Annotated in this window: 15 protein-coding genes; 10 read left to right on the plus strand and 5 right to left on the minus strand. The window is 56.9% G+C overall.

Going from position 1 to position 23,424, the window contains the following annotated elements; translation table 11 throughout:
• Window positions 1–40: 40 nt before the first annotated feature.
• Genes FIV46_RS03860 through FIV46_RS03870 form a run of 3 tightly spaced genes read left to right on the plus strand, consistent with a single transcriptional unit; the run spans window position 41 to window position 4,499 of the window.
• Window positions 41–1,438: a TolC family protein gene (locus tag FIV46_RS03860; protein ID WP_139938548.1), complete on the plus strand. Its 1,398-nt coding sequence runs from the start codon at window positions 41–43 to the stop codon at window positions 1,436–1,438.
• Window positions 1,435–3,207, plus strand: a complete 1,773-nt coding sequence (locus FIV46_RS03865) for a type I secretion system permease/ATPase (protein WP_139938550.1) — start codon at window positions 1,435–1,437, stop codon at window positions 3,205–3,207. Before FIV46_RS03860 ends, FIV46_RS03865 begins: the two co-directional genes overlap by 4 nt.
• Window positions 3,204–4,499: an HlyD family type I secretion periplasmic adaptor subunit gene (locus FIV46_RS03870; protein ID WP_139938552.1), complete on the plus strand. Its 1,296-nt coding sequence runs from the start codon at window positions 3,204–3,206 to the stop codon at window positions 4,497–4,499. The genes FIV46_RS03865 and FIV46_RS03870 overlap by 4 nt, the downstream gene beginning before the upstream one ends.
• 11 nt (window positions 4,500–4,510) lie before the next feature.
• Here FIV46_RS03870 and FIV46_RS03875 read toward each other — a convergent pair whose 3' ends face one another.
• Window positions 4,511–7,690, minus strand: coding sequence for a calcium-binding protein (locus tag FIV46_RS03875; RefSeq protein WP_139938554.1), 3,180 nt, complete (start codon window positions 7,688–7,690; stop codon window positions 4,511–4,513).
• Between the two features lie 209 nt (window positions 7,691–7,899).
• Window positions 7,900–9,138, minus strand: coding sequence for a CaiB/BaiF CoA transferase family protein (locus FIV46_RS03880; protein WP_139938556.1), 1,239 nt, complete (start codon window positions 9,136–9,138; stop codon window positions 7,900–7,902).
• Between the two features lie 252 nt (window positions 9,139–9,390).
• Here FIV46_RS03880 and FIV46_RS03885 point away from each other — a divergent pair, with 252 nt between their 5' ends.
• The 6 genes from FIV46_RS03885 to FIV46_RS03910 all read left to right on the plus strand — a co-directional run bounded on the left by FIV46_RS03885 (window position 9,391) and on the right by FIV46_RS03910 (window position 18,340).
• Window positions 9,391–10,332: a hydroxymethylglutaryl-CoA lyase gene (locus FIV46_RS03885; protein ID WP_139938558.1), complete on the plus strand. Its 942-nt coding sequence runs from the start codon at window positions 9,391–9,393 to the stop codon at window positions 10,330–10,332.
• A gap of 63 nt (window positions 10,333–10,395) precedes the next feature.
• A complete protein-coding gene (locus tag FIV46_RS03890; protein WP_139938560.1) occupies window positions 10,396–12,453 on the plus strand; it encodes a hydantoinase/oxoprolinase family protein in 2,058 nt (685 codons plus the stop codon).
• Between the two features lie 13 nt (window positions 12,454–12,466).
• On the plus strand, window positions 12,467–14,323 hold the full coding sequence (locus tag FIV46_RS03895; protein ID WP_139938562.1) for a hydantoinase B/oxoprolinase family protein: 1,857 nt from the start codon (window positions 12,467–12,469) through the stop codon (window positions 14,321–14,323).
• A 24-nt stretch (window positions 14,324–14,347) separates the two neighbouring features.
• Window positions 14,348–14,944: an isochorismatase family protein gene (locus FIV46_RS03900; protein ID WP_139938564.1), complete on the plus strand. Its 597-nt coding sequence runs from the start codon at window positions 14,348–14,350 to the stop codon at window positions 14,942–14,944.
• Between the two features lie 59 nt (window positions 14,945–15,003).
• Window positions 15,004–17,571 carry a TonB-dependent receptor gene (locus FIV46_RS03905; protein WP_139938566.1) on the plus strand — a complete coding sequence of 856 codons (2,568 nt, stop codon included), beginning with the start codon at window positions 15,004–15,006 and terminating at the stop codon, window positions 17,569–17,571.
• Window positions 17,572–17,671: 100 nt separating this feature from the next.
• A complete protein-coding gene (locus FIV46_RS03910) occupies window positions 17,672–18,340 on the plus strand; it encodes a GntR family transcriptional regulator (protein ID WP_181163044.1) in 669 nt (222 codons plus the stop codon).
• 166 nt (window positions 18,341–18,506) lie between these two features.
• On the opposite strand, the gene FIV46_RS03915 is transcribed toward FIV46_RS03910, so the two are convergent.
• Window positions 18,507–20,927, minus strand: coding sequence for an ABC transporter transmembrane domain-containing protein (locus tag FIV46_RS03915; protein ID WP_139938570.1), 2,421 nt, complete (start codon window positions 20,925–20,927; stop codon window positions 18,507–18,509).
• Between the two features lie 256 nt (window positions 20,928–21,183).
• On the opposite strand from FIV46_RS03915, the gene FIV46_RS03920 reads away from it, so the two are divergent.
• On the plus strand, window positions 21,184–21,588 hold the full coding sequence (locus FIV46_RS03920; RefSeq protein WP_181163045.1) for a nuclear transport factor 2 family protein: 405 nt from the start codon (window positions 21,184–21,186) through the stop codon (window positions 21,586–21,588).
• A 67-nt stretch (window positions 21,589–21,655) separates the two neighbouring features.
• On the opposite strand, the gene FIV46_RS03925 is transcribed toward FIV46_RS03920, so the two are convergent.
• Both FIV46_RS03925 and FIV46_RS03930 read right to left on the minus strand, forming a co-directional pair.
• A complete protein-coding gene (locus tag FIV46_RS03925) occupies window positions 21,656–21,970 on the minus strand; it encodes a 2Fe-2S iron-sulfur cluster-binding protein (protein ID WP_139938574.1) in 315 nt (104 codons plus the stop codon).
• 87 nt (window positions 21,971–22,057) lie between these two features.
• Window positions 22,058–23,272 carry a cytochrome P450 gene (locus tag FIV46_RS03930; RefSeq protein WP_139938576.1) on the minus strand — a complete coding sequence of 405 codons (1,215 nt, stop codon included), beginning with the start codon at window positions 23,270–23,272 and terminating at the stop codon, window positions 22,058–22,060.
• Between the last annotated feature and the right edge of the window lie 152 nt (window positions 23,273–23,424).

The raw sequence follows: 23,424 nt of genomic DNA on the forward strand, positions 1-23,424 counted from the left end.
GTTATAAAAATAAAGTATTAGAAAGTGTCTTGGGGAAAGAATGCATCTCCGTTTTTTGAATAACGCCATGGGCCGGGCTTCGAACGTCATCTTGTCGCTGCTTATCCTCCTTGCCGCCGGTGCCGTGCAAGCGGAAGAGAATGTTCCCGAAACGACCCTGTTTGCCCCTGCCCCCGGCTATACCGCCAGTTTCAAAACCCTGCTGCAGGATGTGGTGGAAAATCACCCGCGCATCAAGAGTTCCCTGTCCTACCGCAACAGTGTGAAAGATGAAGAACGGGAAGAAAAAGCTGCGCTTTATCCCCAGGTGGATGTGGGCGTGGACGGGCGCTACCGTTTCCTGGATAACTATGACAATACCCTGGAAAACTTTGACGAGCTCAACGACCCCACCACCCATGTGGACGCCTATGTGACCGTGTCCCAGAAGGTGTTTGACGGCGGCGCGACTTTCCGCAAGATCGACCGGGCCAGATATGCCTATGCCGCCGCCCACGCGGATTATGAGGTCCAGGCCTCGGAAGTGGTCCTGACCGCGATCGAAGCCCACTACAATTATCTCGTGCGCGGCATTATCGGCCGCATCCGGGAAGAGGCCCTTCAACGGCACCGCAAGATCCTGGAGTTTGCCCAGGAACGCTTCGAGCGCGGCGTCGGCGCCAACCGGGATGTGGCGCTGGCCCGGGCCCGCCTGGCGCTGGCGGAACAGAATCTGCTCGCCAACAAGATCGACTTTGCCGAGGCCGCCGGCCTGTATGAGGAAATCTTCGGCACCCCGCCCGCCAATGTCAAACGACCGGACATCGCTCTGTCCCTGCCGACCAGCCAGGAGGATGCCCTGAAGCTTGGCCTGCTCAACAGCCCGCTGCTGTCGTCCGCCACCAGCCAGGTGATGGCCAGCCGGGCGTCTATGGAATCCGAGGAGGCCAGCCGCTGGCCGGGGCTCAGCCTGCAGGTGACCGGCACCCGTTACGACCTGGACCGGGATTCCAATGATTATGATGTCCAGGCCCGGCTGCAGATGAATTACGCGCTTTATACCGGCGGCGCCCAGACCGCCCGCATCAAGCGCAGCACCAATCAGTATGCCCAGGCCCGCGCCAATGAGGAAACCATTCACCGGGAATTCAGCCGCCAGCTGAAAGTGTCCTGGGAAAAGGTGGAAAACCAGAAGCTCCGGGTCATGAGCCAGGAAAAGAGCGTGGAAGCCAACCGACTGAGCCGCGATCTGTTCCAGGAACAGTTTGAAACCACAGGCGGCAGCATCCTGTCGCTGCTGGAAGCGGAAGACGACTATCGCAATTCACTGGAAAGCTATGTGCAGGGCCTGATGGACCAGGAATTGTTCCAGTATCAGCTGCTGCATGACATGGGCACCCTGTTATCTTATCTCAACCTGCGCCTGACCGGCACCAAGGACGGCGGAGCCGGACAATGAACGACCAGCCCGCCGTACAGAGCAAATCCATCGATACGGACAACTGGTTCTGGTCCGCCTTTGTGGAACATAAATGGTCCTATATCCAGATCATTGTCGCCGCCGGCCTTATCAATATCTTTTCCCTGGCCAGCTCCATTTTCATCATGGTGGTTTATGACCGGGTTATCCCCAACAACGCCGTTGAATCCCTGATTGCGCTGACCACCGGCATGGTGATTGTCATCGTCTTTGACTTTACCCTGAAGTTCCTGCGCGCCCTGTTTATCGACAGTGTCGGCCGCAAGATCGACCTCAAGGTCGCCCGGCGCATCTTCAAACGCCTGGAAGACCTGAAACTGTCCGCGTTCAAAGGTTCCGTCGGAGAACTGGTCAACAGTGTCCGGGAATATGAAAGCATCCGGGATTTCTGCACCTCCGCCACCCTGGCGACCGTGGTCGACATCCCGTTTATCATGTTGTTCCTGCTGGTGATCTGGGCGATCGGCGGATCACTGGTCATTGTTCCCATCCTGGCCATCCCGCTGGTGGTTATCACCGGCCTGCTGATCCAGCCGTGGCTGGCCAAATATTCGCAGGCGGGTATGAGTGAAGGCCAGAGCAAGCAAAGCACCCTGATCGAGGTGGTCAGCGGCCTTGAAACCATGAAAGCACTGGGTGCCGGCAGGATGTTCCTCAACCGCTGGGAAAAAGCCGTGGCCAACCATTCGGAGATCAGCCTCAAGTCGCGGCTGCTGAGCCAGATTACCGTCAACAGCGCCTCCACCGCCCAACAGATCTCCCAGATCGGCATTGTGGTGTATGGCTTCTGGCTGGTGGTGGCCGGCGACCTCACTTTCGGGGCCCTGATCGCCTCGGTGATACTGTCCGGGCGTTGCTTGGCGCCGCTGGGCCAGATGGCCAACCTGATGACCCGCCTCAACCATGCCCGCAGCGCCTACCGCAAGCTGGATGCGCTGATGCGCGCCCCGCACGAGGATATGAGCGAACGCGACGTCCTGCGCCGTAAGACCCTGGACGGAAAAATCGAGTTCAACAATGTCAGCTTCCGCTATCCGGGCCAGAATACCAATGTGCTGGAGAATGTCTCCTTCACCATCAATTCCGGTGAAAAGGTCGCGATCCTCGGCCGCATCGGTTCCGGCAAGAGTACCGTGCTCAGGCTCGCGTCCGGCCTGTATGAACCGGACAACGGCGCGGTGATGATCGACAATACCGACATCCGCCAGATCGTCCCCGAAGACCTGAGGAACAATATTTCCATGGTGCTGCAGGATGTGTTTCTGTTTTCCGGCAGTGTGAAGGAAAACCTGACCTTGGGGCGGGAAGACATTACCGACGAAGACATCCTCAGGGCGGCGGAACTGAGCGGCGTGCAGGAATTCATCGGCGCCATTCCCAACGGCTATGACCTGAAGCTCCGGGACCGGGGCGAAGGCCTGTCCGGCGGTCAGAAACAGTCTATTTCCCTGGCCCGGGCCCTGGTGCGTCCGAGCCCGATCCTGTTCCTGGATGAACCGACCAGCGCCATGGATAACAACTTCGAGGCCGCCGTGGTCAGCCGCCTCAAGCAGACCATGCAGGATAAAACCGTGGTGATCGTGACCCACCGGGCCAGCCTGCTGCAGCTGGTGGACAAGATTATCATCATGGACAAGGGCCGCATCGCCATGATGGGCCCCCGGGACCAGGTGCTGCAGAAGCTTGCCCAAAACCAGGGCCCGAACCAGATGCAGAAGCCGGTGCAGAGTGAGGGGCAGGACGCATGATTAAACTGCCGTTCAAATTCGACCCGTCCTCGGCCCAGCATCTCGGCGCCAATGTGCTGTTTTACAGCATTGTCGCCTTTGTGGTGCTGTTTTTCATCTGGGCTTCTTTTTCCGAGCTCGACGAAGTCACCCGCGGCATGGGCCGGGTGGTGCCGGCCAAACAGATCCAGGTGGTGCAGAACCTGGAAGGCGGCATCATCAAGGAAATCCTGGTCAAGTCGGGCCAGGAAGTGAAAGCGGGCGATATCCTGGTGCGCATGGACAGCACCCAGCTGGGCTCCGACCTCAAGAAAAACGAAGAGGAATATCTCGCCCTGGACCTGAAAACCCGGCGGTTGCAGGCGGAAACGGACCTGAAAGCGGTGGAGTTTCCCGAAGATCTCAGCCAGCGCTACCCGGACCAGGTGGCGCGGGAACTAAACCTCAACAAGGCACGACTGTCCGGCCTGCGCGCCTCGCTGAGTGGCTTGGAAGCCAAGAAAAAGAACCTGGAACAGGAACTGATCGAAGCGCGCATGATGTCGGTCAACTCCGAGGAAAACGAGGAACTGGCCCAGGCGGAAATCGACATGATCGGCCCGCTGGTGGAAAAGGGCATCGAACCCCGGATCAGCCTGATCAGGGCCCAGCAGAAAATGACCGAGGCCAAGAGCGAACGCCAGCGCTCCGAACTCGGTATCGAAAAAGCCAAGAAATCCATCGAGGAAGTGGAGCTGAATATCGAGCAGGCCCGGGAACAGTTCCGCACCGAAACGCTGAGCGAACTGAGCGAAGCCCAGAGCCGGTTCAACCAGCTGCGCGAAACCATCCCCGCCCTGTCCGACCGGGTGTACCGCACCGATGTGGTGGCGCCGACCGACGGCATCGTCAACCAGGTGCTGGTCACCACCGTGGGCGGCGTGGTCAAGCCGGGCATGTCCATCGTTGAACTGGTACCGAGCGACGACAGCCTGCTGGTCGAGGCGGAAATCCGCCCCCAGGACATCGCTTTCCTGTATCCGGGACAGGCGGCCAAGGTGAAGATTACCGCCTATGACTTTGCCCGCTACGGGGCGCTCGACGGCACAGTGGAAACCATCAGCGCCGACGCGATCCTCAACGAGCGCGAGGAATATGTCTATATCGCCAAAATCAGGACCAAGCAGAACAGCCTCGAAGCCGACGGCGACACCCTGCCGATCATTCCCGGTATGGTCGCCGACGTCAACATCGTTCACGGCAAGAAAACCATCCTCGAATATCTGATCAATCCGGTACTCCGCCTCAGGGACAATGCACTGCGGGAGCGGTAGAACAATCTTCCTTACGTCACCGTCTGGGTAATGTCCGCATCCACCAGCAGTGTTGCGTCACCATAGGAATAGCTGTGGTACAGCTCCCCGTCGATGGTCTGGTCGTCGCCCTGAACCCAGCCCTGGCCGGTTGATGTCACGCTGTCAGAAGCGTCCCCCCAGACGATCAAATGGTCCCCATCAGCAGACATTCCCAGCACATCGCCAAGGGTCAAGGTGAGACTGTTTTCGCCATCGTCTGTAACCAGATCTATGATCTGAAATTCAGAAATATTGTGATCCGGCTCCAACTGGGAAAGGTCCAGATCAATGCCATCCAGCCGGAGAATATCTTCCCCTTCTCCTCCGCTTATATAGAAAAAATCCAGATTATTGATGACAATAATATCGTTACCGCCTTCTCCGTTAACGACATCGCCTCCGGCGCCACCATTCAAGAGGTTATCGCCATCATCCCCTGATATAATATCGTCATAATCAGACCCGATAATGTTCTCAATGCTGATCAGGCTATCGCCAAAAGCTCCGCCGCCATAAGCGTTAAGTCCAAGGTTTATCTGGACACCTTCTGTGGCGTCAGCATAGGAAACCGTGTCACTGCCGCTGCCACCATCCATATGGTCGCTTCCTTCACCACCAAATATCAGATCGTCCCCCTGGCCGGCGCGGATGTTGTCGTCACCGGCTCCAGCGTAGATAACATTGTCGCCTTTACCGCTGACAATCGTATCATCGCCACCGCCTGTATCGATATCCCCCAGAAACACGCCTCCCTGGGCGATGAGGGTATCGTCCAAAGGACCGAGATAGACGTCCCCTTCTACCGTCCCGAGGTTATACAGGACCACATTGTTTCCGGTCAGTCGGATGGAGGTTTCTCCGGAAAGCACCACATCCTCATCAACAATAACAAAGGCATGGTCTTCATCCAGAATGAAGGTATGATCATCATCCCGGTCAATGAGATAGCTTAGTGTTCCCTCCACCTCGACAACTGAATAATGGGGATCCAGCTCGACGATGAAGGTCTCTGTGTTAAGGGTCAGGAAAATTTGGCGTCCATCACTGGACAGGCTCATTTTGGCAGAATTAAATGACATGGAGTCATCATAAAAACCACCGACATCATAACTGTCGACGACAGTCCAGCTTTCTGTGTTGACGTACAGAATCTCCCGATTATCGACGTCCAGAACGTACAGAATATCCCCTGCAGGAGAGAACTGGACGTCGGCCATACGGCCGACTCCTTCCAGATCGTATAAGTCAAATACCCGGGAAAGTTCGAGATCATAGACAAATGCATCATTGTAAGTAATCACTGATGCTAGACCGGCAGTTGAACTGACACTCGACCTACCGGCGTTAAAACCACTCGAGCCCTGTTCATATAAATTGGTATCCCCAATTATTTCTCCGATCTGGGAATCATAGAGAAAAAGACCACCATCTGAAAGATGAGCTTCCTGTATCAAAATATATCTGTTGTCCTCGGACGTCTCGAGATAGGATCCCTCCTGGATAGATACCCATGGCGCAAAAAGTGTTATCTCTTCCGTAGATATATCGATTTGACGGAAAGGGTTTGATCCGGATCCAGCATAATCAGTCGTGAATAATCCCGTACCCGTAGCATCAATGCTGATATCTGATGTTCCCCTTTCCGCATCATTGACATTAAGAGTTATTTCTTTCAGTTGACCAGTCTGAAGATTAATTCGTGTAATCGAAATCTCATATACATCATCTCTGTCAAATTCCGCGTCCTCAACCATCAGGTATTCATGGTTTGCAACAAAAAGTGCCATACCATCAAGAGATAACGCCATTCCATCGAGATATCCCCCGATCGAATATTGTTCTTGGTAAATACCATTATTTGGATCCCAGGATTTTATCTTTCCACTGGTGGTGGACACATAAAATCCGCCACTATAAGGATCCGCGATCACATCCGACATATTGCTTTCAATAATCTGGAAGACTATCGGCTCGGCTTCGATATCGGTATAGGTGATAGGCTCCAGAGAGACAGGGTTCAGGACAACCCCCTCATCAGTCGTAATGGCGGCCAGGGCGTCATCCGCCGCGGTTTGTCCCTGGGTATCAATTCCGCCATGTCCCGCGACGATACCCACACCAATTTCCGAAAGCAGTTCAGGCGCATCAAGCACAAGAACAGCGTCATCCCCCAGATAAATTTCATTCACCTGGGGGAATATTTCCGCAATCCCCTGCAGGCTGACTGCTACGGGTTCATCCCCTGCCATCAGTTCCAGTTTGATCTGGCTCGCGTCCTGTATGTTCAGATCCGCAATCCCGCTCAAATCTTCCAGACTGTCCACACGAACAGTCACGTCACCAGAGATATTCAGGCTCGCGATATCTGAAATATTCAAAACAGAGAAATCCAGAACCACTTCTCCGCTGCCTGCCGGCACCTCGATATTGATCACCGAATTGCCATCGCCGTCGATGGTGGTGAACTGGGCGATCTGTTCCTGGGTCAGTGTCACCGTGGAATTAACAATCAGCTGGGTGACATTGGTCAGCGTCACCCCGGTCAGGTCGACGGTGCCATAGATATAAAGGGTATTGTTGCCAGCCCCGCCATCGATGGTCTCACCGCTTTCGACCTCGCTCACCGACCGGCCATTCAGTTCCGCCAGGGTCAGCAGAGAAGACAGGTCTACACCGGAACCACCCGGATTGGTGATCGCGGAAGAAGTATATTCATCCGCCGCCGTTGTCCCCAGCACCACGATGACATCATCGCCATCACCGGCGGAAATCGTATCCATCCCTTCACCGGCCCGGATCAGGTCATTCCCGCTCCCGGTAATGATTGTATCATCCCCGCCCTTGCCGATGACGGTGAGATCCGCCGTCGAACTGCTTTCATCCAGGGTCCGGTCATTGTCGTCAATAGCAGTAAAGACGTTGGTTGGATCTTCCGTAAAGTCCGGATCCGGCGTTACCGGAGTTGTCGGCGCCGTGGGCGCCGCCGTGCTGCCACCACCGCCACCGCAACCCGCCAGCGGCAGAAGAGCAAGGCTCATGACACCATATCGAACAGGAGTTCGGGCACTCTGGAACCTTTCATTCAAGGTCCCGGGTTCACCAGACTGTTTCTTTTGAACTTTTGCAAAAATCGATTTCGATGATGAATCGCGATAAGGATTTGCAGACATCCTTCTTCCCCCAAAAGCAGATATTGTTTCCTGAAACTGTACATGAGCCCTTCCAGCGATGCAAGAGGGGGTAATCCACGTCCGCTGGCAAAGCCATCAGTCAGGAAAATATCCGGCGGGGCAGAAAAGTTCCTGCCCTGCAATATGTCAGGTGAAAAAGTGCGCGATCCTTTATCTGGTTTCCGCCATCCGCCCTATCCGGCAGATGATCATATCACGCCTTTCTCCTTGAGCACCTGCTGTTCGCCCGGGCTTATGCCCAGAAGATCGCCGTAGATTTCGGCGTTATGGGCCGCCATCTCGGTCGGTCCCGCCCAGTTGATATGACCCGGGGTCCTGGACAGTTTTGGCGCCACATTCTGCATGTAAAGCTTGTCAAACTGCGGATGGTCCACCTTGACAATCGCTTCACGGGCCTTGAACTGCTCGTTCTCCATCATGTCGGCTGCGGTGAATATCTTACCGGCCGGCACGGCATGTTTGTCCATCAGGTCGAGCACCTCCTGCGCGCTTTTGGTGCGCGTCCAGTCGGCGATCAGATCATCCAGTTCCTCCTGGTGCTCGCCACGGGAATGATGATCAACATAGCGCGGATCGCTGGCCAGTTCCGGCCGGCCCATCGCTTCACACAGCCGGCCGAAGACACTGTCCTGGTTGGCACCGATCAGGATATCACCGTCCCGGGTCGGATAGGCGTTGGACGGCGCCACCTTGGGCAGGATGGAACCGGTGCGCTGGCGGATAAACCCGGTCTGGGTATATTCCGGCACCACGGATTCCATCATCGCCAGCACACTTTCATAGATGGCGCTGTCCACCACCTGCCCCTCACCGGTCATGTCCCGGTGCCGGAGCGCCAGCAAGGCGCCCAGGCAGGCAAAGGTCGCCGCCAGACTGTCGCCGATGGACAGACCGATCCGGCTTGGCGGTGTGGAAGGATCACCAGCCAGGTTCCGCATGCCGCCCATGGCCTCGCCGATGGAGCCATAGCCCGCCTTTGAGGACTCGGGACCGGTCTGGCCATAGCCGGAGACCCGGATCATGATCAGGCCGGGATTGATTTTCTTGAGCTCGTCATACCCCAGGCCCCATTTTTCCATGGTGCCGGGACGGAAGTTCTCCAGCAGGAAATCGCTTTCCTTGACCAGCTTTTTAAGCAGGTCCTGGCCTTCCTTCACCCGCAGATTCAGGGTGATGCATTTCTTGTTCCGGGACACCACCGGCCACCACAGCGGCGCATTCTGGCCCCATTTGCGCATGGGGTCTTCCCGGTCAGGCGCTTCGACCTTTATCACTTCAGTACCATGATCCGCCATCAGCTGGCCGCAAAAGGGCCCTGCGATCAGCTGGCCGAGTTCGATCATACGCAATCCTTTGAGCGCGCCAAATTGTGCCGGGTCAACCAAAGCTCTCTCCTTCTCATCATCACAGGAAATTTCCTGCCTCATTGTATACAAGCTAATTCCCTTAAGGCAAGACATATAAACTCATTTAGCAAAATATTGTATTTTTTGGGCTGTTTTTTGTGGTTTTCTCTTCAAAATATTATAATTCTTCTAAAAAGATGCATTTAGGTGTATACAACTAGCCGTCACTATGGCACAGTTTTGCTGTTCGAAACCAATAAACCGATTCCAGCGCCTGGGTTACAAACAGGTCAAGGGAACGACCAGCCCAGAAACCAAGGGGAATGACGGGACGTGAAGAATAGAGTCGAGATTGTAGATGTCGCCCCGCGTGACGGACTACAGAATGAAAAAGCTCCTTTCAGTACAGAACAGAAACTGGAGCTGATCAACGGCCTCATCGACGCCGGAATTCGCCGCATGGAAGTGGCGAGTTTCGTTCACCCCAAACGCGTTCCCCAAATGGCAGATGCAGAAGATGTTATTGCCGGCTTGCCGGACAGAGCGGACGTCACGTATATCGGCCTTACGCTGAACATGCGCGGCTACCAGCGCGCCATCGCCACCAGGGACGGCGGCCGGCGCGGACTTGACGAAGTCGGGTGCGTAATTGTCGCCTCCGAGACTTTCTCGCAGAAAAACCAGGGGCAGACCATCGAAGAAGGCATTTCTGTCGCCTCCGAAATCATCTCTGCTGCCCATAGCGACGGCCTGCGGGGTCAAGCGACGATCTCAGCGGCCTGCGGCTGTCCCTTCGAGGGCGAGGTTGATCCCCGCCTTGTCATTGATATCGCCAAACAGGTTGCCGACCTTAATCCCCATGAAATCGCCATTGCCGATACCATTGGCGTCGGCACGCCCAAGCAGGTGTTTGAGCTGTTCTCTGCCCTCCGCAGGGCGCTTCCGGACATGCCGCTGAGGGGACATTTCCATAATACCCGCAACACCGGCATCGCCAACGCCTGGGCCGCTTATATGGCCGGCGCCAGAATCCTGGACTCCTCCGTTGGCGGACTGGGCGGCTGTCCCTTTGCCCCGGCGGCTACCGGCAATATCGGCACCGAAGACCTGCTTTACATGCTGGAGCGCTCCGGCATTGAAACCGGCGTATCGCTGGAAAAAATTATTGATGTATCCAAAAGCCTTGAACCCATACTGGGACGGCCCACCCCGGCCATGGTCAGCAAGGCGGGCGGTTTTCCCGCACCCGCGCAGGAAACAACCTGCGTCGCATAATTAAACAACCGGCACACTGAGGAATTTCCTTAGAGGCAACGACAGACAAAAGGAACTTTATAAATGCCATATCGCCTAGGCGTAGATGTAGGAGGAACTTTTACCGACCTGCTTCTGATCGAGGAAAATACAGGAGAAACCTGGCGCGACAAAGTACCCAGCACCCCCCATGACCCTTCCGAGGCGGTGATCAACGGGACCAAGGCTATTTGTAATATCGCCGGAATTTCACCCGCCGAGATCGGCCAGTTCCTGCACGGCACCACGGTGGCGACCAATGCCGTTCTCGAGGGCAAGGGCGCGAAGACCGGCCTCGTGGTCACCAAGGGCTATCGCCAGGTTCTGCAGGTGGCGCGATCCCTGGTGCCGGGCGGCCTTGCTGCCTGGATCACCTGGCCCAAGCCGGTGCCCCTGGCGGCGCTGGAATGCACGGTCGAGATTGATGAGCGCCTCGATGCCAGCGGCACCGTGGTTGATGAACTCAACGAAGCCCAGGCCCGCGCGGCTCTGGAGTCCCTGAAGGCGGAAGGCATTGAGGCGCTGACCATCTGCCTGCTCAATTCCTATATCAATGGTGCTCATGAACTGAAAGTGGCGGAGATTGCCCGGGAAATCTTCCCGGATATTCCGATCTCTCTCAGCCACGAGATCCTGCCGGAGATGCAGGAATATGAGCGGGCCCTGACCACGGTGGCCAACTCGCTGGTCCGTCCGGTCATGGCCATGTATATCGCCAATCTGCGCAACAAGCTGCGCGAGTTGGGCATGCAGGGCCGTATCAACCTGCTGCGCTCCGACGGCGGCCTGATCGGATCCGAGAAAGCGGAACTGACCCCGGTCAACCTGTTGATGTCCGGCCCGGCCGGCGGTGTGACCGGCGCCCTGTGGGTGGCCGAGAACTCCAACGTCAAAAACATCCTGACCCTTGATGTGGGTGGAACCTCTACCGATGTGGCGCTGATTGAAAACGGCGAGCCCCTGCTCCGCCGCGAAACCTCGGTCGGCCACCTGACGGTGCGGGCATCGTCGCTGGATGTGAAAACCGTGGGCGCCGGTGGCGGCTCCATCGCCCATGTGCCGGAACTGACCGGGGCCCTGCGGGTCGGCCCGGAAAGCGCCGGAGCGGTGCCGGGACCCGTGGCTTACGGCAAGGGCGGCACCCAGCCGACTGTGACCGACGCCCATGTGGTGCTGGGTAACCTGCCGGAATCCCTGCTCGGCGGCAGCTTTGAACTGGATCGGCCGGCAGCTCGCGCGGCGGTAAAAGGCATTGCCGACGCCCTTGGCGTTACCATCGAGGAAGCGGCCCAGGGTATCATCGATATTGCCAACGAGAATATGTATGGCGCGCTGCGCCTGGTCTCCGTGCAGCAGGGCTATGACCCGCGCGATTTTGCCCTGATGGGCTTCGGCGGCGCCGGCTCGCTGCATTCCAACGCGGTCGGCAAGCTGATGGGCAGCTATCCGGTGGTGGTGCCGGTCAGCCCCGGCGTGCTGTGCGCGGTTGGCGATGCGACGACCCAGATGCGTTATGAGCATGCCCGCTCCTTCAACAGGACCTCGACCAAAACCTCCGACGGGGAAATCGCCACATGGCTTGCGGAAATGCAGGAAGTGGTGATGAAAGACCTGGAGGAAGAAGGCGTCGCCCGGGCCGACCAGGTGGTCAAGTTCGAGGCCGGGGTGCGCTACATGGGCCAGGGCTTTGAGGTGGACATCCCCATCGAGCTGGCCGATTTCCAGGCCGGCGGCGGTCTCGACAAGCTGATGCAGGCCTTTGACGAGGAACATGAGCGGCTGTTCACCTTCAACCTTGATGTGGAACACGAGATCGTCAACCTGCGCGCCGTTTCCATCGGCCAGGGCGCCAAAATGCCGGCCCAGGATATCGCGCAAGGCGACGGCGACCCGAGCCAGGCCAAATTGCGCGACCATAAAATGTGGGTCGAGGGCAAGGAACTGCCGGCCGTGATCTACGAGCGCAGCAAGCTGGAATCCGGCGACAAGCTGCAGGGCCCCTGCGTGGTGGTGGAAATGGACTCCACGGCGGTGATCCTGCCCGACCATGTGGGCACGGTCGATGGCTGCGGCAATATTCTGATCAATCCGGTTGAAGCGTGAAGGGAGAAGGACAATGACCGCTGAAATTATCCAGACCAATGATGCTCCCTTTAGCCAGGTGGAGGTGGATATCATCACCCTGGACATTATCGAGAATGCGCTCCGTAACGCCCGCGAGGAAATGGACGCAACCCTGTTCCGCACGGCCATGAGCCCGGGCATCCGCGAACAGGGCGACGCCTTCCCGCTGATCGCCGAGCGCGACGGCAAGATGATCGTCGGCCAGTTTGGCAGCTTCATCGACGGCTTCCTCAAAACCTATAACGGCACCATTGAGGACGGCGACATGTTCTGGCTGTCCGATCCCTATGCCTGTGCCGGGGCGGTGAGCCACAACAACGACTGGCTGATCATCAAGCCGGTGTTCCTGGACGGCCGGCTGGTCTCCTGGGCCAGCATGTTCGGCCACCAGACCGATATCGGCGGCAAGGTGCCGGGCAGCCTGCCCACCGACGCTACCAGCGTGTTCGAGGAAGGCATCCGCATTCCGCCTATCAAACTGTTCAAGAAGGGCGAACTGCAGGAGGATATCCTGACCTTGGTGCTGCACCAGGTGCGCATGCCGGAATGGTGCCGGGCCGACCTGCTGGCGATTATCGCCAGCTGCCGGGTGGCGGAAAAGCGGGTTCTGGAAATCTGCCACCGTTTTGGCGTCGATACCTATGTCTCCGCCACCGACAACCTGCTGGAGCGCAACAAGCGGGCCATGGGCCACCTGATCCAGACCGCCATCGGTGAAGACAAGGTGGAGTTCGAGGATTATGTCTGTGACGACGGCCGCGGCTATGGTCCCTACAAGATGAAATGCACCATGTGGCGCGAGGGCGAGAAGGTGATCCTGGATTTTGACGGCACAGACCCCCAGGCCACCGGCTCCATCAACTTCTATCTTAACGAGAACATGCTGAAGATGTTTTTCGGCATCTATATGATCATGGTGTTCGATCCCCAGGTGCTGTTCAATGACGGCTTCTATGACTTGGTGGAGGTACGTATTCCGGAAGGCTCGCTGCTGAAGCCGAAATTCCCGGCGGCGCTGTCCTGCCGCACCCATGCGCTGGGCCGGCTGTTCGACCTGCTGGGCGCGCTGCTCGGCAAGAAACAGCCCGAATTCCTCAGTGCGGCTGGTTTCTCCTCGAGCCCGCACCTGATGTTCTCCGGTTTTGACAAGGACAGCGGCGAGTGGTTCCAGCTGTTCCAGATCGGCTTTGGCGGCATTCCAGGACGCCCGTTCGGCGACGGGCCGGACGGCCACTCGCTGTGGCCAGGCTTCACCAATGTGCCCAACGAGTTCCTGGAGCGCTACTTCCCCATGCGCATCACCGAGTATACCTCGATCCCCGACAGTGGCGGCGCCGGCCTCAACCGCGGCGGCAACGGTATTCTCATGACCTATGAGTTCCTCAGCGACGGCATCATTGCCATCCATGACGACCGCTGGTTTACCTACCCCTGGGGTGTGAACGGCGGCGCGCCGGGCCAACGCTCGAAGAAAGTCCTGCGCCGCACCGACGGCAGCGAGGAGATCCTGCCCGCCAAATGCGACAATATCGAAGTGCATGAAGGCGACCAGCTTGACTATATCACCTGGGGTGGCGGCGGTTGGGGCAACCCACTCGAGCGCGACCCGGCACTGGTGGCCAAGGAGGTCAAGCAGGGGCTGGTCAGCTTTGACGGCGCCTTTGAAAATTACGGCGTCATGGTCATGGACGATTACAGCGTCGACCTCGCCGCCACCGAGGCACAACGGGCCGACCTGGCCAAAAACCGCCCGGAAGGCATCTTCAACTACGGCGCAGATATCGAAACGCTCCGCGCCAACTGCCTCGCAGAGACCGGACTGGAACCCCCGGTCCAGCCAAAGTGGTAATCAGCAACCAGGAGAAGCCTTGGGATGGATCTGGAACGACATAGTATAAAGCTTGGGAAAAGACCCGGCCTTGTCATCGTGGATGTCGTCAAGGGCTTCACCGATCCCGCCTGCCCGCTCGGCACCGATTGCCCGGATGTGGTGGAAGCCAACCGGCAGCTTCTGGATGCCTTCCGCGCCCGTGACCTGCCGGTTTTCTTTACCACTGTGATCTATCGCACAGAAGACATCGCCCGCGTTTTCCGCGAGAGGGTGCCGGCACTGAATGTGCTCACGCCGGGGTCTGATTGGGTCAAGGTGGATCCGCGGATCGCACCGCTTCCCGGCGAGACGATCATCGAAAAACAATGGGCCAGTTCCTTTTTCAAAACCGATCTCGACGACCGGCTGAAGGCCGCCGGGGCAGATTCCCTGGTGGTCACCGGACTGACCACCTCGGGATGCGTTCGCGCTACCGTCCTTGACGGCCTGCAGAATGACTATCCCGTTGTTGTGCCGCGGGAAGCCGTCGGCGACCGCAATCCGGATGCCCATGCAGCAAATCTTTTCGACATGCACGCCAAATATGCCGACGTCATGTCACTAGAGGAGACCCTCGCGCTCCTCCCCGAAAGGGAATAGGGAGAAAATAAAAACAAAAGCAGAGAACCAACGAATTGCAACATACCCAGGAGGATTAAATGCCCTGCAAGAAACATACAGCACTACTACTCTCGACCGTCAGCACCTTGGCGGCGGCATCAGTTCCGACCCCGGTCCTGGCCCAGGAAGCGGACGATTTTGTTCTGGAAGAAGTGATTGTGACCGCCCGCCGCCGCGCAGAGAGCCTGTCCGACGTCCCGGGCACAGTGACCGCCCTGACCCAGTCCACCCTTGAAGCCGCCGGCGTCGAGCGGGCCGCGGACTTTATCGCTCTGACCCCCGGCGTCTCTATGGTGGACACCTCTGAAGTGGGCGACACCCAGGTCAACATCCGCGGCATCAACGGCGCCCGCGATGCGGAAAACAGCTTCGCCTATATCATTGACGGGGTGCTTTACACCAACCCTGCCGCCTTTAACCGCGAATATACCGACCTGACCCAGATCGAGGTTTTGAAAGGTCCACAGGGCGCTATCTACGGCCGTAACGCGGCTGCAGGTGCGATCATTGTCACTACCGCGAAACCGGGCAATGAAAGTGTGACCAAGCTCACCGCCAGTGCCGCCGGAGACAGCACCTATCTGATCAAGGGCTCCACCTCAGGTGCCATCGTCGAGGACGAACTGTTCTATCGCCTGTCCGCCGACTGGCGCTCAACCGACGGCTATTACCGCAACAGCTACCAGGACAACGCCCCGATCGTTGACGCCTTTGAGGGCTTTAACATCAACGGCCGGCTGGTTTATGAAGGCATCGAAAACCTGAGCGTTGACCTGAAAATGCGCTACGGCGAAGTTGACGCCTCTTCGCTGGCCTTCAACTCCACCTTCAGCCTGCCGGTTTATGCGGAAGTAACCGGCACGGAATCCGCCTATCAGGATATCAACACCTATACCCCGGTCTACCAGGCCAATATCATATCCGACAACGACCAGGAAGCCTTCGAAGTCTCCACCAAGTTTGATTATGATTTCGAAGATGTGACCCTGACCGGCTGGGTGCTCTACAGCGACATCAAGAACAACCTGATTGCGGACGGCACCTCCGCCGCCTTCGGTTTCTATGCTGCTGATCCGGCCTGTATCGCCTCCGTGTCCGAGTTGACAGGCTACCCGCTGCCCTCCCCGCAGTTTATCGGCCAGACCCCGAACGGGGTGATCTTTGATCCCAACGGTTCCTTCCTCGGCGCCTTCACCCCGACGACCTGCGACGGCATCCAGGAACAGCTGCGCAACCAGAAAGACCTCAGCGCCGAGCTGCGCCTGTCCTCAAACGGCGACGGCCCGCTCAGCTGGATGATCGGCTCCTACTTCCTGGATATCGACCGTCAGGTCGGCGTGTCCATGAACCGCGACAGCGGCGAAGCCCCGATCCGCGGCCTGTTCCAGAAAGACGGTCCCAACGAAACGGCGTCCCTGCTCTATGACCAGTTCGACAGCCGCGTGTTCGCCGTCTTCGGTCAGCTGGAATATGACGTCACCGACACAGTGGAACTGTCTCTCGCCCTGCGCTACGACAACGAAAAACGTGAAGTGTCGAGCCTGGTTCCGACCGACGCCACCCAGTCCATCATCGACCTGAACTTTGACGGCATCTATGACGATCCGCTCAACCCGGCGCTCAGCAGCCTGATCAATTCGACCGGCACCATCCCGGATAAGGAACGCACGTTCTCCCAATTGGAACCGAAAGTGTCCGTGACCTGGGATGCCACCGACCACCTGACCCTGTTTGCAAGCTGGGGCATGGGTTTCAAGGCTGGCGGTTTTAACAACTCGGGTGCCGCTGCTACTCTCAACCTGTTCAACGCCGGCCTGATCACCACGGTTTCCGGCGTCAACTGGGCCGAACAGGTCGGTTCCGCCCTGCCGGTGGTCCAGGATGACTATGACAAGGAAACCTCCAGCGCCTTTGAGGCCGGCTTCAAGGCCGACCTGCTGGGCGGACGCCTGCAGCTGAACGGCGCCGGCTACTATACCAAGGTCACCGACATGCAGTTCTTTGAATTCTATGTCGGCACCTTCGGCCTGCTGCGCGTGGTGTCCAATATCGATGATGTGGAAATCTACGGCTTCGAGCTGGGCGGCACCTACCACCTCAACAATCATCTGCGCTTCTATGCCGGCCTGAACATGACCGACAGCGAAATCAAGGAGAACAGCGCCCGCACCGACACGGTCGGCAACAAGTCTCCCTATACGCCGGATTACACTATCAACCTGGCTGTTGATTTCGACTATCCAATCAGCAATGACCTGGAACTGTTCGGCCGTGCCGATGCGATCTTTGTCGGCCCGACCTGGTTCCATACAGTCCAGGAAGGCATGCAGGCCACAATCTTCCAGCCCCTGTTCGAACTGGGCCTGGGTGCAGGAGCCGGCGCCCTTGGCGCCGCGGAATATTCCACGGCCCAGCGTGATGCCTACCACACCATTGACCTGCGTCTTGGTGTGCGCGGTGAAGGCTGGACCCTGACCGGCTTCGTCACCAACCTGACGGACGAAAACTATATGGAAGAGGTTATTCCGGCCCCTGAATTCGGCGGCTCCTTCGTCAACCCCGGCACAGAACGCCGCTGGGGTGTGGAAATGAGCTTTGAATTCTAAACCAAATTAGCTATATCAAGTGATGCACCTGATAACAGGTGCATCACTGTAACCAGGTCAATATTTCTGAAAGTAAGCACGTCATGGTGATGTCATGACCATGAGTAAATCCGCAGAAAAAGCCTATGCGACGATCCGCAACGCGGTTCTGGACGGCTATTTCGCCCCGGGGGATCATCTCAAAGAGGAACGCCTGGTGGAGCTGTGCGGGGTATCGCGCACACCGGTCCGCGAAGCCATCAAGCGCCTGGCGGCGGAAAACTATGTGGTGATGAAACCCCATCTGGGCGCCCATGTGGCCAAATGGTCCCCCCAGGAAATCAAGGATATATTCAGGCTGCGGGCCATGACCGAGGGCATGGCGGCGCGGCGCGCGGCGGAACTGATTACACCGGAACAGATCGGAATTCTGAAAGAACAGCACAAGATCGTCGACGACATGCTGGCGGGCAAGGGCGAATTTTCCATCGAAACTTTCATCACCGCCAATAAAGTTTTTCACAACACCCTGCTGGAAGCGACCCGGAGCGAAATCCTGAAACAGGCGGTGCTGAGACTGGTTTCCCCGCCCATCGTCACCCGGACCGCAATCAATTTCACCCACAATGAACTCAAGCGCAGCAATGCCCATCATCTCGAACTGATCGAGGCCCTGGAATCCGGCAACGGCGACTGGAGCGATGCGGTCATGCAGACCCATATTCTGGCGGCCTACCAGAGGTTCAGCGCCACCATCGAAGGGCAGCCTACTGAGACTGACAGGGTATAGCGGAATCGCTATCTCATTGATATCTGATTGACCGGCACGGGACGACCGGAAACTCCGAAAAATCGTGCCAATATCATTGAGCAGCAAGAAAAAGTACGCAGGTGATGCGTACTTTTTCTATTTTTACAGTTTCAGCTGTTTTGAAGTCATTCATCCATACTCACGGTCAACCGACCTTATTCTCCCAGCCGGCAGCGAGGACCGACGTCAGAGGACGCTCCTGTTGCTCTTTCAGATCCAGTTCCGCTGCGCCATAAGTCTTGAAGGCGGCCAGGGCCTGAACCAGCTGGTTCACGGACGGGTCGACATCCTCCAGATAGCGGAAGGCCGCATCCCCGACCGCGCCCGTGCTGCCGTCAGCCCAGGTCAGAGTGGCGGTATTGACCAGCACATTGTCGCTGGCGCCGGACATGCTGTCACCGGTCGCGGCAAGCTCAAGCCCGATGCTCTCGATGCCCCGCGCCGCCAGGCTGCTCAGTTCATCCGCTTCACTGATGCCATTCTGGTTTTTATCCTGCCACACCTGGAAGTCTGCAAATTGCTCGTCAGCGGCATCAAACACCATATCCCCGTTGCTGTCAAAGGCCCGGAGACCTTCCATATCGGTGGTCGCCCCCTCGAGGTCGTTCACATAGGAGATTTCCGAGATGTCATTGATGACCCCGTCACCATTGCGGTCCAGCACCAGCAAACCGTCATCGGCCCCGGCCCAGCCGGTCTGGTCCAGATCGCCGTCGCCGTCCATGTCAAAGCGGACCGGTGAGGCAAAGACACTGACCATCTCCACACCGTCGCCGCCCAGGTCAAGCACCACCGGGGCGCCCAGCACATCCTGCACTGTCACCGACACGGTTTCGCTGTCGCTGAGGCTGCCGTCGGAGGCGGTGACTTCAACTTCATAGACATTGTCGGTGTCGCTGTCGCCCGGATTTTCATAGTCCGGCGCCGCGAGGAAGCTCAGCGCTCCGGTCTGGCTGTCGATGCTGAACAGGCTGGAATCCTCCCCGCCGCTGATGCTGTAGCTCAGCGTGTCATTCTCCGGATCGGATGCGGTTACCGTCTGCACTGCGGTCACATTCTCATCTATAGTGACCGCCAGGCTCGAGCTGATCTCCGGCGCTTCGTTGACATTGCTCACCGTCACCAGAATCGTCTCAGGGTCCGTTCCGCCATTGCCGTCAGAGGCCGTAACCTCCACTTCATAGATATTATTCGCCCCGCTGTCGCCCGGATTTTCATAGTCCGGGGCCGCATTGAACGTCAGGACCCCGGTGCTGCTGTTGATGCTGAACAGGGACTGATCGTCGCCGCCGGTGATGCTGTAACTTACCACATCATTGGTATCTACATCCGTCGCCGTCACTGTCTGTACCGCCGTTGTGTTCTCGGCCACATTGACCGCCAGGCTGGAGGTGATCTCCGGCGCGTCATTGGTGCCATTGATGGTGATGGTGACATCATGGGTGGTGCCGTCGGCGGTGCTGACGGTGATCACATCATTGATGCTTTCCACCAGAAAGGCCTGGTTCCTGGCGCCGCGCTGAAATTTCTCCTCCAGCCGCTTGCGCAGCAGCGGCGTGACAATAGCCGAGACGATCACATAGAGCGGCAACGAGACCAGCACGATAATCAGCAGCGTCGGGCTGTAAAGATACATCACGGCCAGAAAGACAAAAGTGAACAGCAGGTCGATCACCAAGGTGACCGAGGAAGAAGTCAGAAACTCGCGGATCGTATCCAGTTCCCGCACCCGGGCGACGCTTTCTCCGACCCGGCGGCTCTCAAAATAGCTCAGCGGCAGGGCCAGCAGATGCCGGAACAATTTTGCGCCAAGTTCCACATCCACCCGGTTGGTGGTATGGGAAAAGACATAGGTCCTCAGTCCCCCGACCACCACTTCGAACGTGGAAACCACCACCAGGGCAATAATCATGACATTCAGGGTCGTCAGGCCCTTGTGCACCAGCACCTTGTCAATGACCACCTGGAAAAACATCGGCGTAACCAGGGCGAACAGTTGCAGGAAAAAGGAGGCAATCAGGATTTCATAAAGCAGCTTGCGGTATTTCACCAGCGCCGGGATGAACCAGGTGACATCAAACTTGCGCCCGGCCCCGGCAATGTTGGCCCGGGTGGTCATCAGGATTACTTCGCCCGACCACAGTGCATCAAAGGCTTGCTGGTCGAGGATTTCCGGTTTCTGCTGCCCGGGAAACTGGACCAGGACTTTGTCTTCACCGTCTTCGCCCGCGGCAATTTTGCCAATAATGAAGTAGTTGCCGTCGCTGTCCCGGCCAACAGCCGGCAGCGGCATTTTGACAAGCTTTTTCCAGTCGGTGGTTTTCGCGCGGGCCTTGACCTCGAGCTGTTTGCAGGCAAGCAGGATATCCTGGGTGGTGAAAGGTTCCCCGCCCTTGCCGTTTTGATGGCGCAACTGCTCCGGATCCGCCGCCTTGCCGAGAAATTTCAAAAGCGTGACCAAGCAGGCCAGGCCGGTGTCCATCGCCGGTCTGCTTGCCTCACTTTCATTATTCCCAGATTCTTCCCCCGTGGCGGCTGCTACCGCTCCGGCTTCCCCCTCTGCCATCTGTTCCCCAATACTCAAGTTTCCTCTGGAGGGCTAAAGGTAACGGGATCGTCAATAATGTAAATAAAAAATTTCAGGTCCTGGTTCTGAGGCTCCTATAATTTTTAGGATTAACTTTTACCAACAGCACAAGCAGAACAGAGCGCTTCTCTCCAAGGACAGAGTTCTCTCAGGTTAGCGTATGTTTTCTTTGACATGGTCGCTTGAATGACTAACATCTAACCTTCTAACGTTTCACCGCATCCAAAGGTCTATGATGAGTACCAAAAACCAGAAATCTGGCATTACCGTCGTCCGTCAGTTTTATGATCTCGCCGCTCAGGATAAATTTGATGAAGCCGGCCAGTACCTGGCTCCCGATATCATACTCCGGGAGACCACAGATGTCCCGTTCGGCGGTGATTACCACGGCCTGGAAGGCAACGCCGAACTGATGGGCAAGATCACGTCAGTATTTAATGTTGCGATTGAAAAAATCGAATATCTTGATGCATCAGATCCGGTAGTGGTCAAGATCCTCGCGCGCTTTACCTCCAAAGCCACGGGAAAAACCGTCGAGATGCAGGTCGTAGAGATGCTTACGGTCCGCGACGGCCTGATCTCCGACATTGATATTTACTACAAGAACCCGTCGACAGTTGCCGCGCTCTGGCCCAGATAACAGCCAAGCAGGATTCACTGCAAAACCTGCTTGCTGCGGCAAAAAATACGTCGCCAGGAGCCCGGGATCAGGACTCGGGGAGATGAAGGATCAGGCCGTCCAGATCAGCTGTCATTTTAATTTGACAGGAAAGACGGCTGTTTTCCCGGACATCGGTTGCGAAATCGAGCATTGACAGTTCCGCATCATCGGGTTTTCCGACTTTGTCGAGCCAGACCGGATCGACATGGACGTGACACGTCCCACAGGCACAGTTTCCGCCGCAGTCCCCTTCTATGCCCGGCACATCATTTTCCACTGCAACATTCATGGCGCTGCTGTTTTCTGACGCCTCAACAACATGCGCCTTGCCTGACTGTTCGATAAATATGACCTTGGGCATTTTTTGTCCTCTGCACTTCCCGGAGAGCCGCACACCATCGCCATGAATATGCGGCACCCCCTCATACGTCTTCTCAAATGAATCTATCTACGCCGGATCGAATTCGATCGGCAGACCTTCCAGCCCCCAGATGCCCAGAAACGGCCGCCAGGCGACGTCGCCTGCCAGTCTCGGATTTTTGACACGCTGGGCGATCAGGTGCAGTCCCTCGACGATCTGGGCGCGGGCGATAAATTGCCCGAGACAAATATGCATGCCGCGGCCGAAGGCGATATGCCGGTTCCCGTGCCTGCGCTCGGGATCAAATGTGTCCGCATCGGAAAAAGCGGACGGATCCCTCCCGGACATACTGACCGGAAAGAAAAGCATCGTACGTTCGGGAAAGATGACGTCCCGGTAAGTGACCACTTCAGTCGTGATCCGGGGATAGTTGGCGACGCTCTGATAGCGCAAGGCCTCTTCGGCAACCTTTTCACAAAAGGAAATATCCTCGGCGCACCGCCGGTAATATTCCGGATAATTGATCATTTCATACATGATCAGCGTCAGAATATTCTTTGACGTATCGTAGCCGCCGACAAACAGAAAAATCAAAAGATCGTATAGTTCCCGCTCCGTCAGTCCACCATTGTCAGCGGCCTCGATCAGGACATCAAGAAGCTCTCCCCCTTTTTCCGGACGCTTGCCGGCGCGCCGCTCGGCAACAAGTTCCTGTCCGAACCGGTCAATTTCCTGGGCCCCGACCTGCAATTCCGACAAGATTCCGGGGTCCAGAGACAGGCCACGTCCGAGTATTTCAAGTGATGAACGAATGCGGGGGAGTTCCTCTGCAGGGGCGCCAAGCATGCTGCAAAGCACGCCTATGGGGAAATAGCCAACAACCTCCTCGAAATCGAAGGCGCCCTTCGGGACAGAATCATCCAGAAGTTTTGTGATGACTTCCTGCATCAGCAAACGGTTCTGGTTGGCCTGCCGCGGAGAAAACAGCGGCATGAGCAGGTCTCTCATCTGTTTATGTCTCTCCCCCGACTGGGCGTTGATGGTATTTGCGGTCAGGCGGCCCCATGGCGTGTCCTGCGCTCCCATCAGCATGACAATGGTATCCAGGGCCGTATCCATTTTGTCATCCTGAATAAGAAGATCCTTCATGGCATCATATTGATGCACCACATAGCCAAAATTGCATGTCGCCAACCAGGGGTGCTTCTCCCGGGCCGCAGCAAAATAGGGGAGCGGGTTACGTGCAAACTCGGGTTTTTCCATAGGCAAAAACTCAAGTTCCAAATCCTCGGCCATCTTCATTTAGCTTTTCTCCTTGGTTAAACTTAATCTGATTTGATAAAGTCCAACCCTAGTTACTTTTAATAAATTCTCTTTTATGTTTCGCGCGTTAACAGACGAAAACAAAAAGGGTTTGTTTTTGTGCAGTTTTGAACTTATACTACACTGTGTAG

The sequence above is a fragment of the Emcibacter nanhaiensis genome (assembly GCF_006385175.1).
GTDB lineage: Bacteria > Pseudomonadota > Alphaproteobacteria > Sphingomonadales > Emcibacteraceae > Emcibacter > Emcibacter nanhaiensis.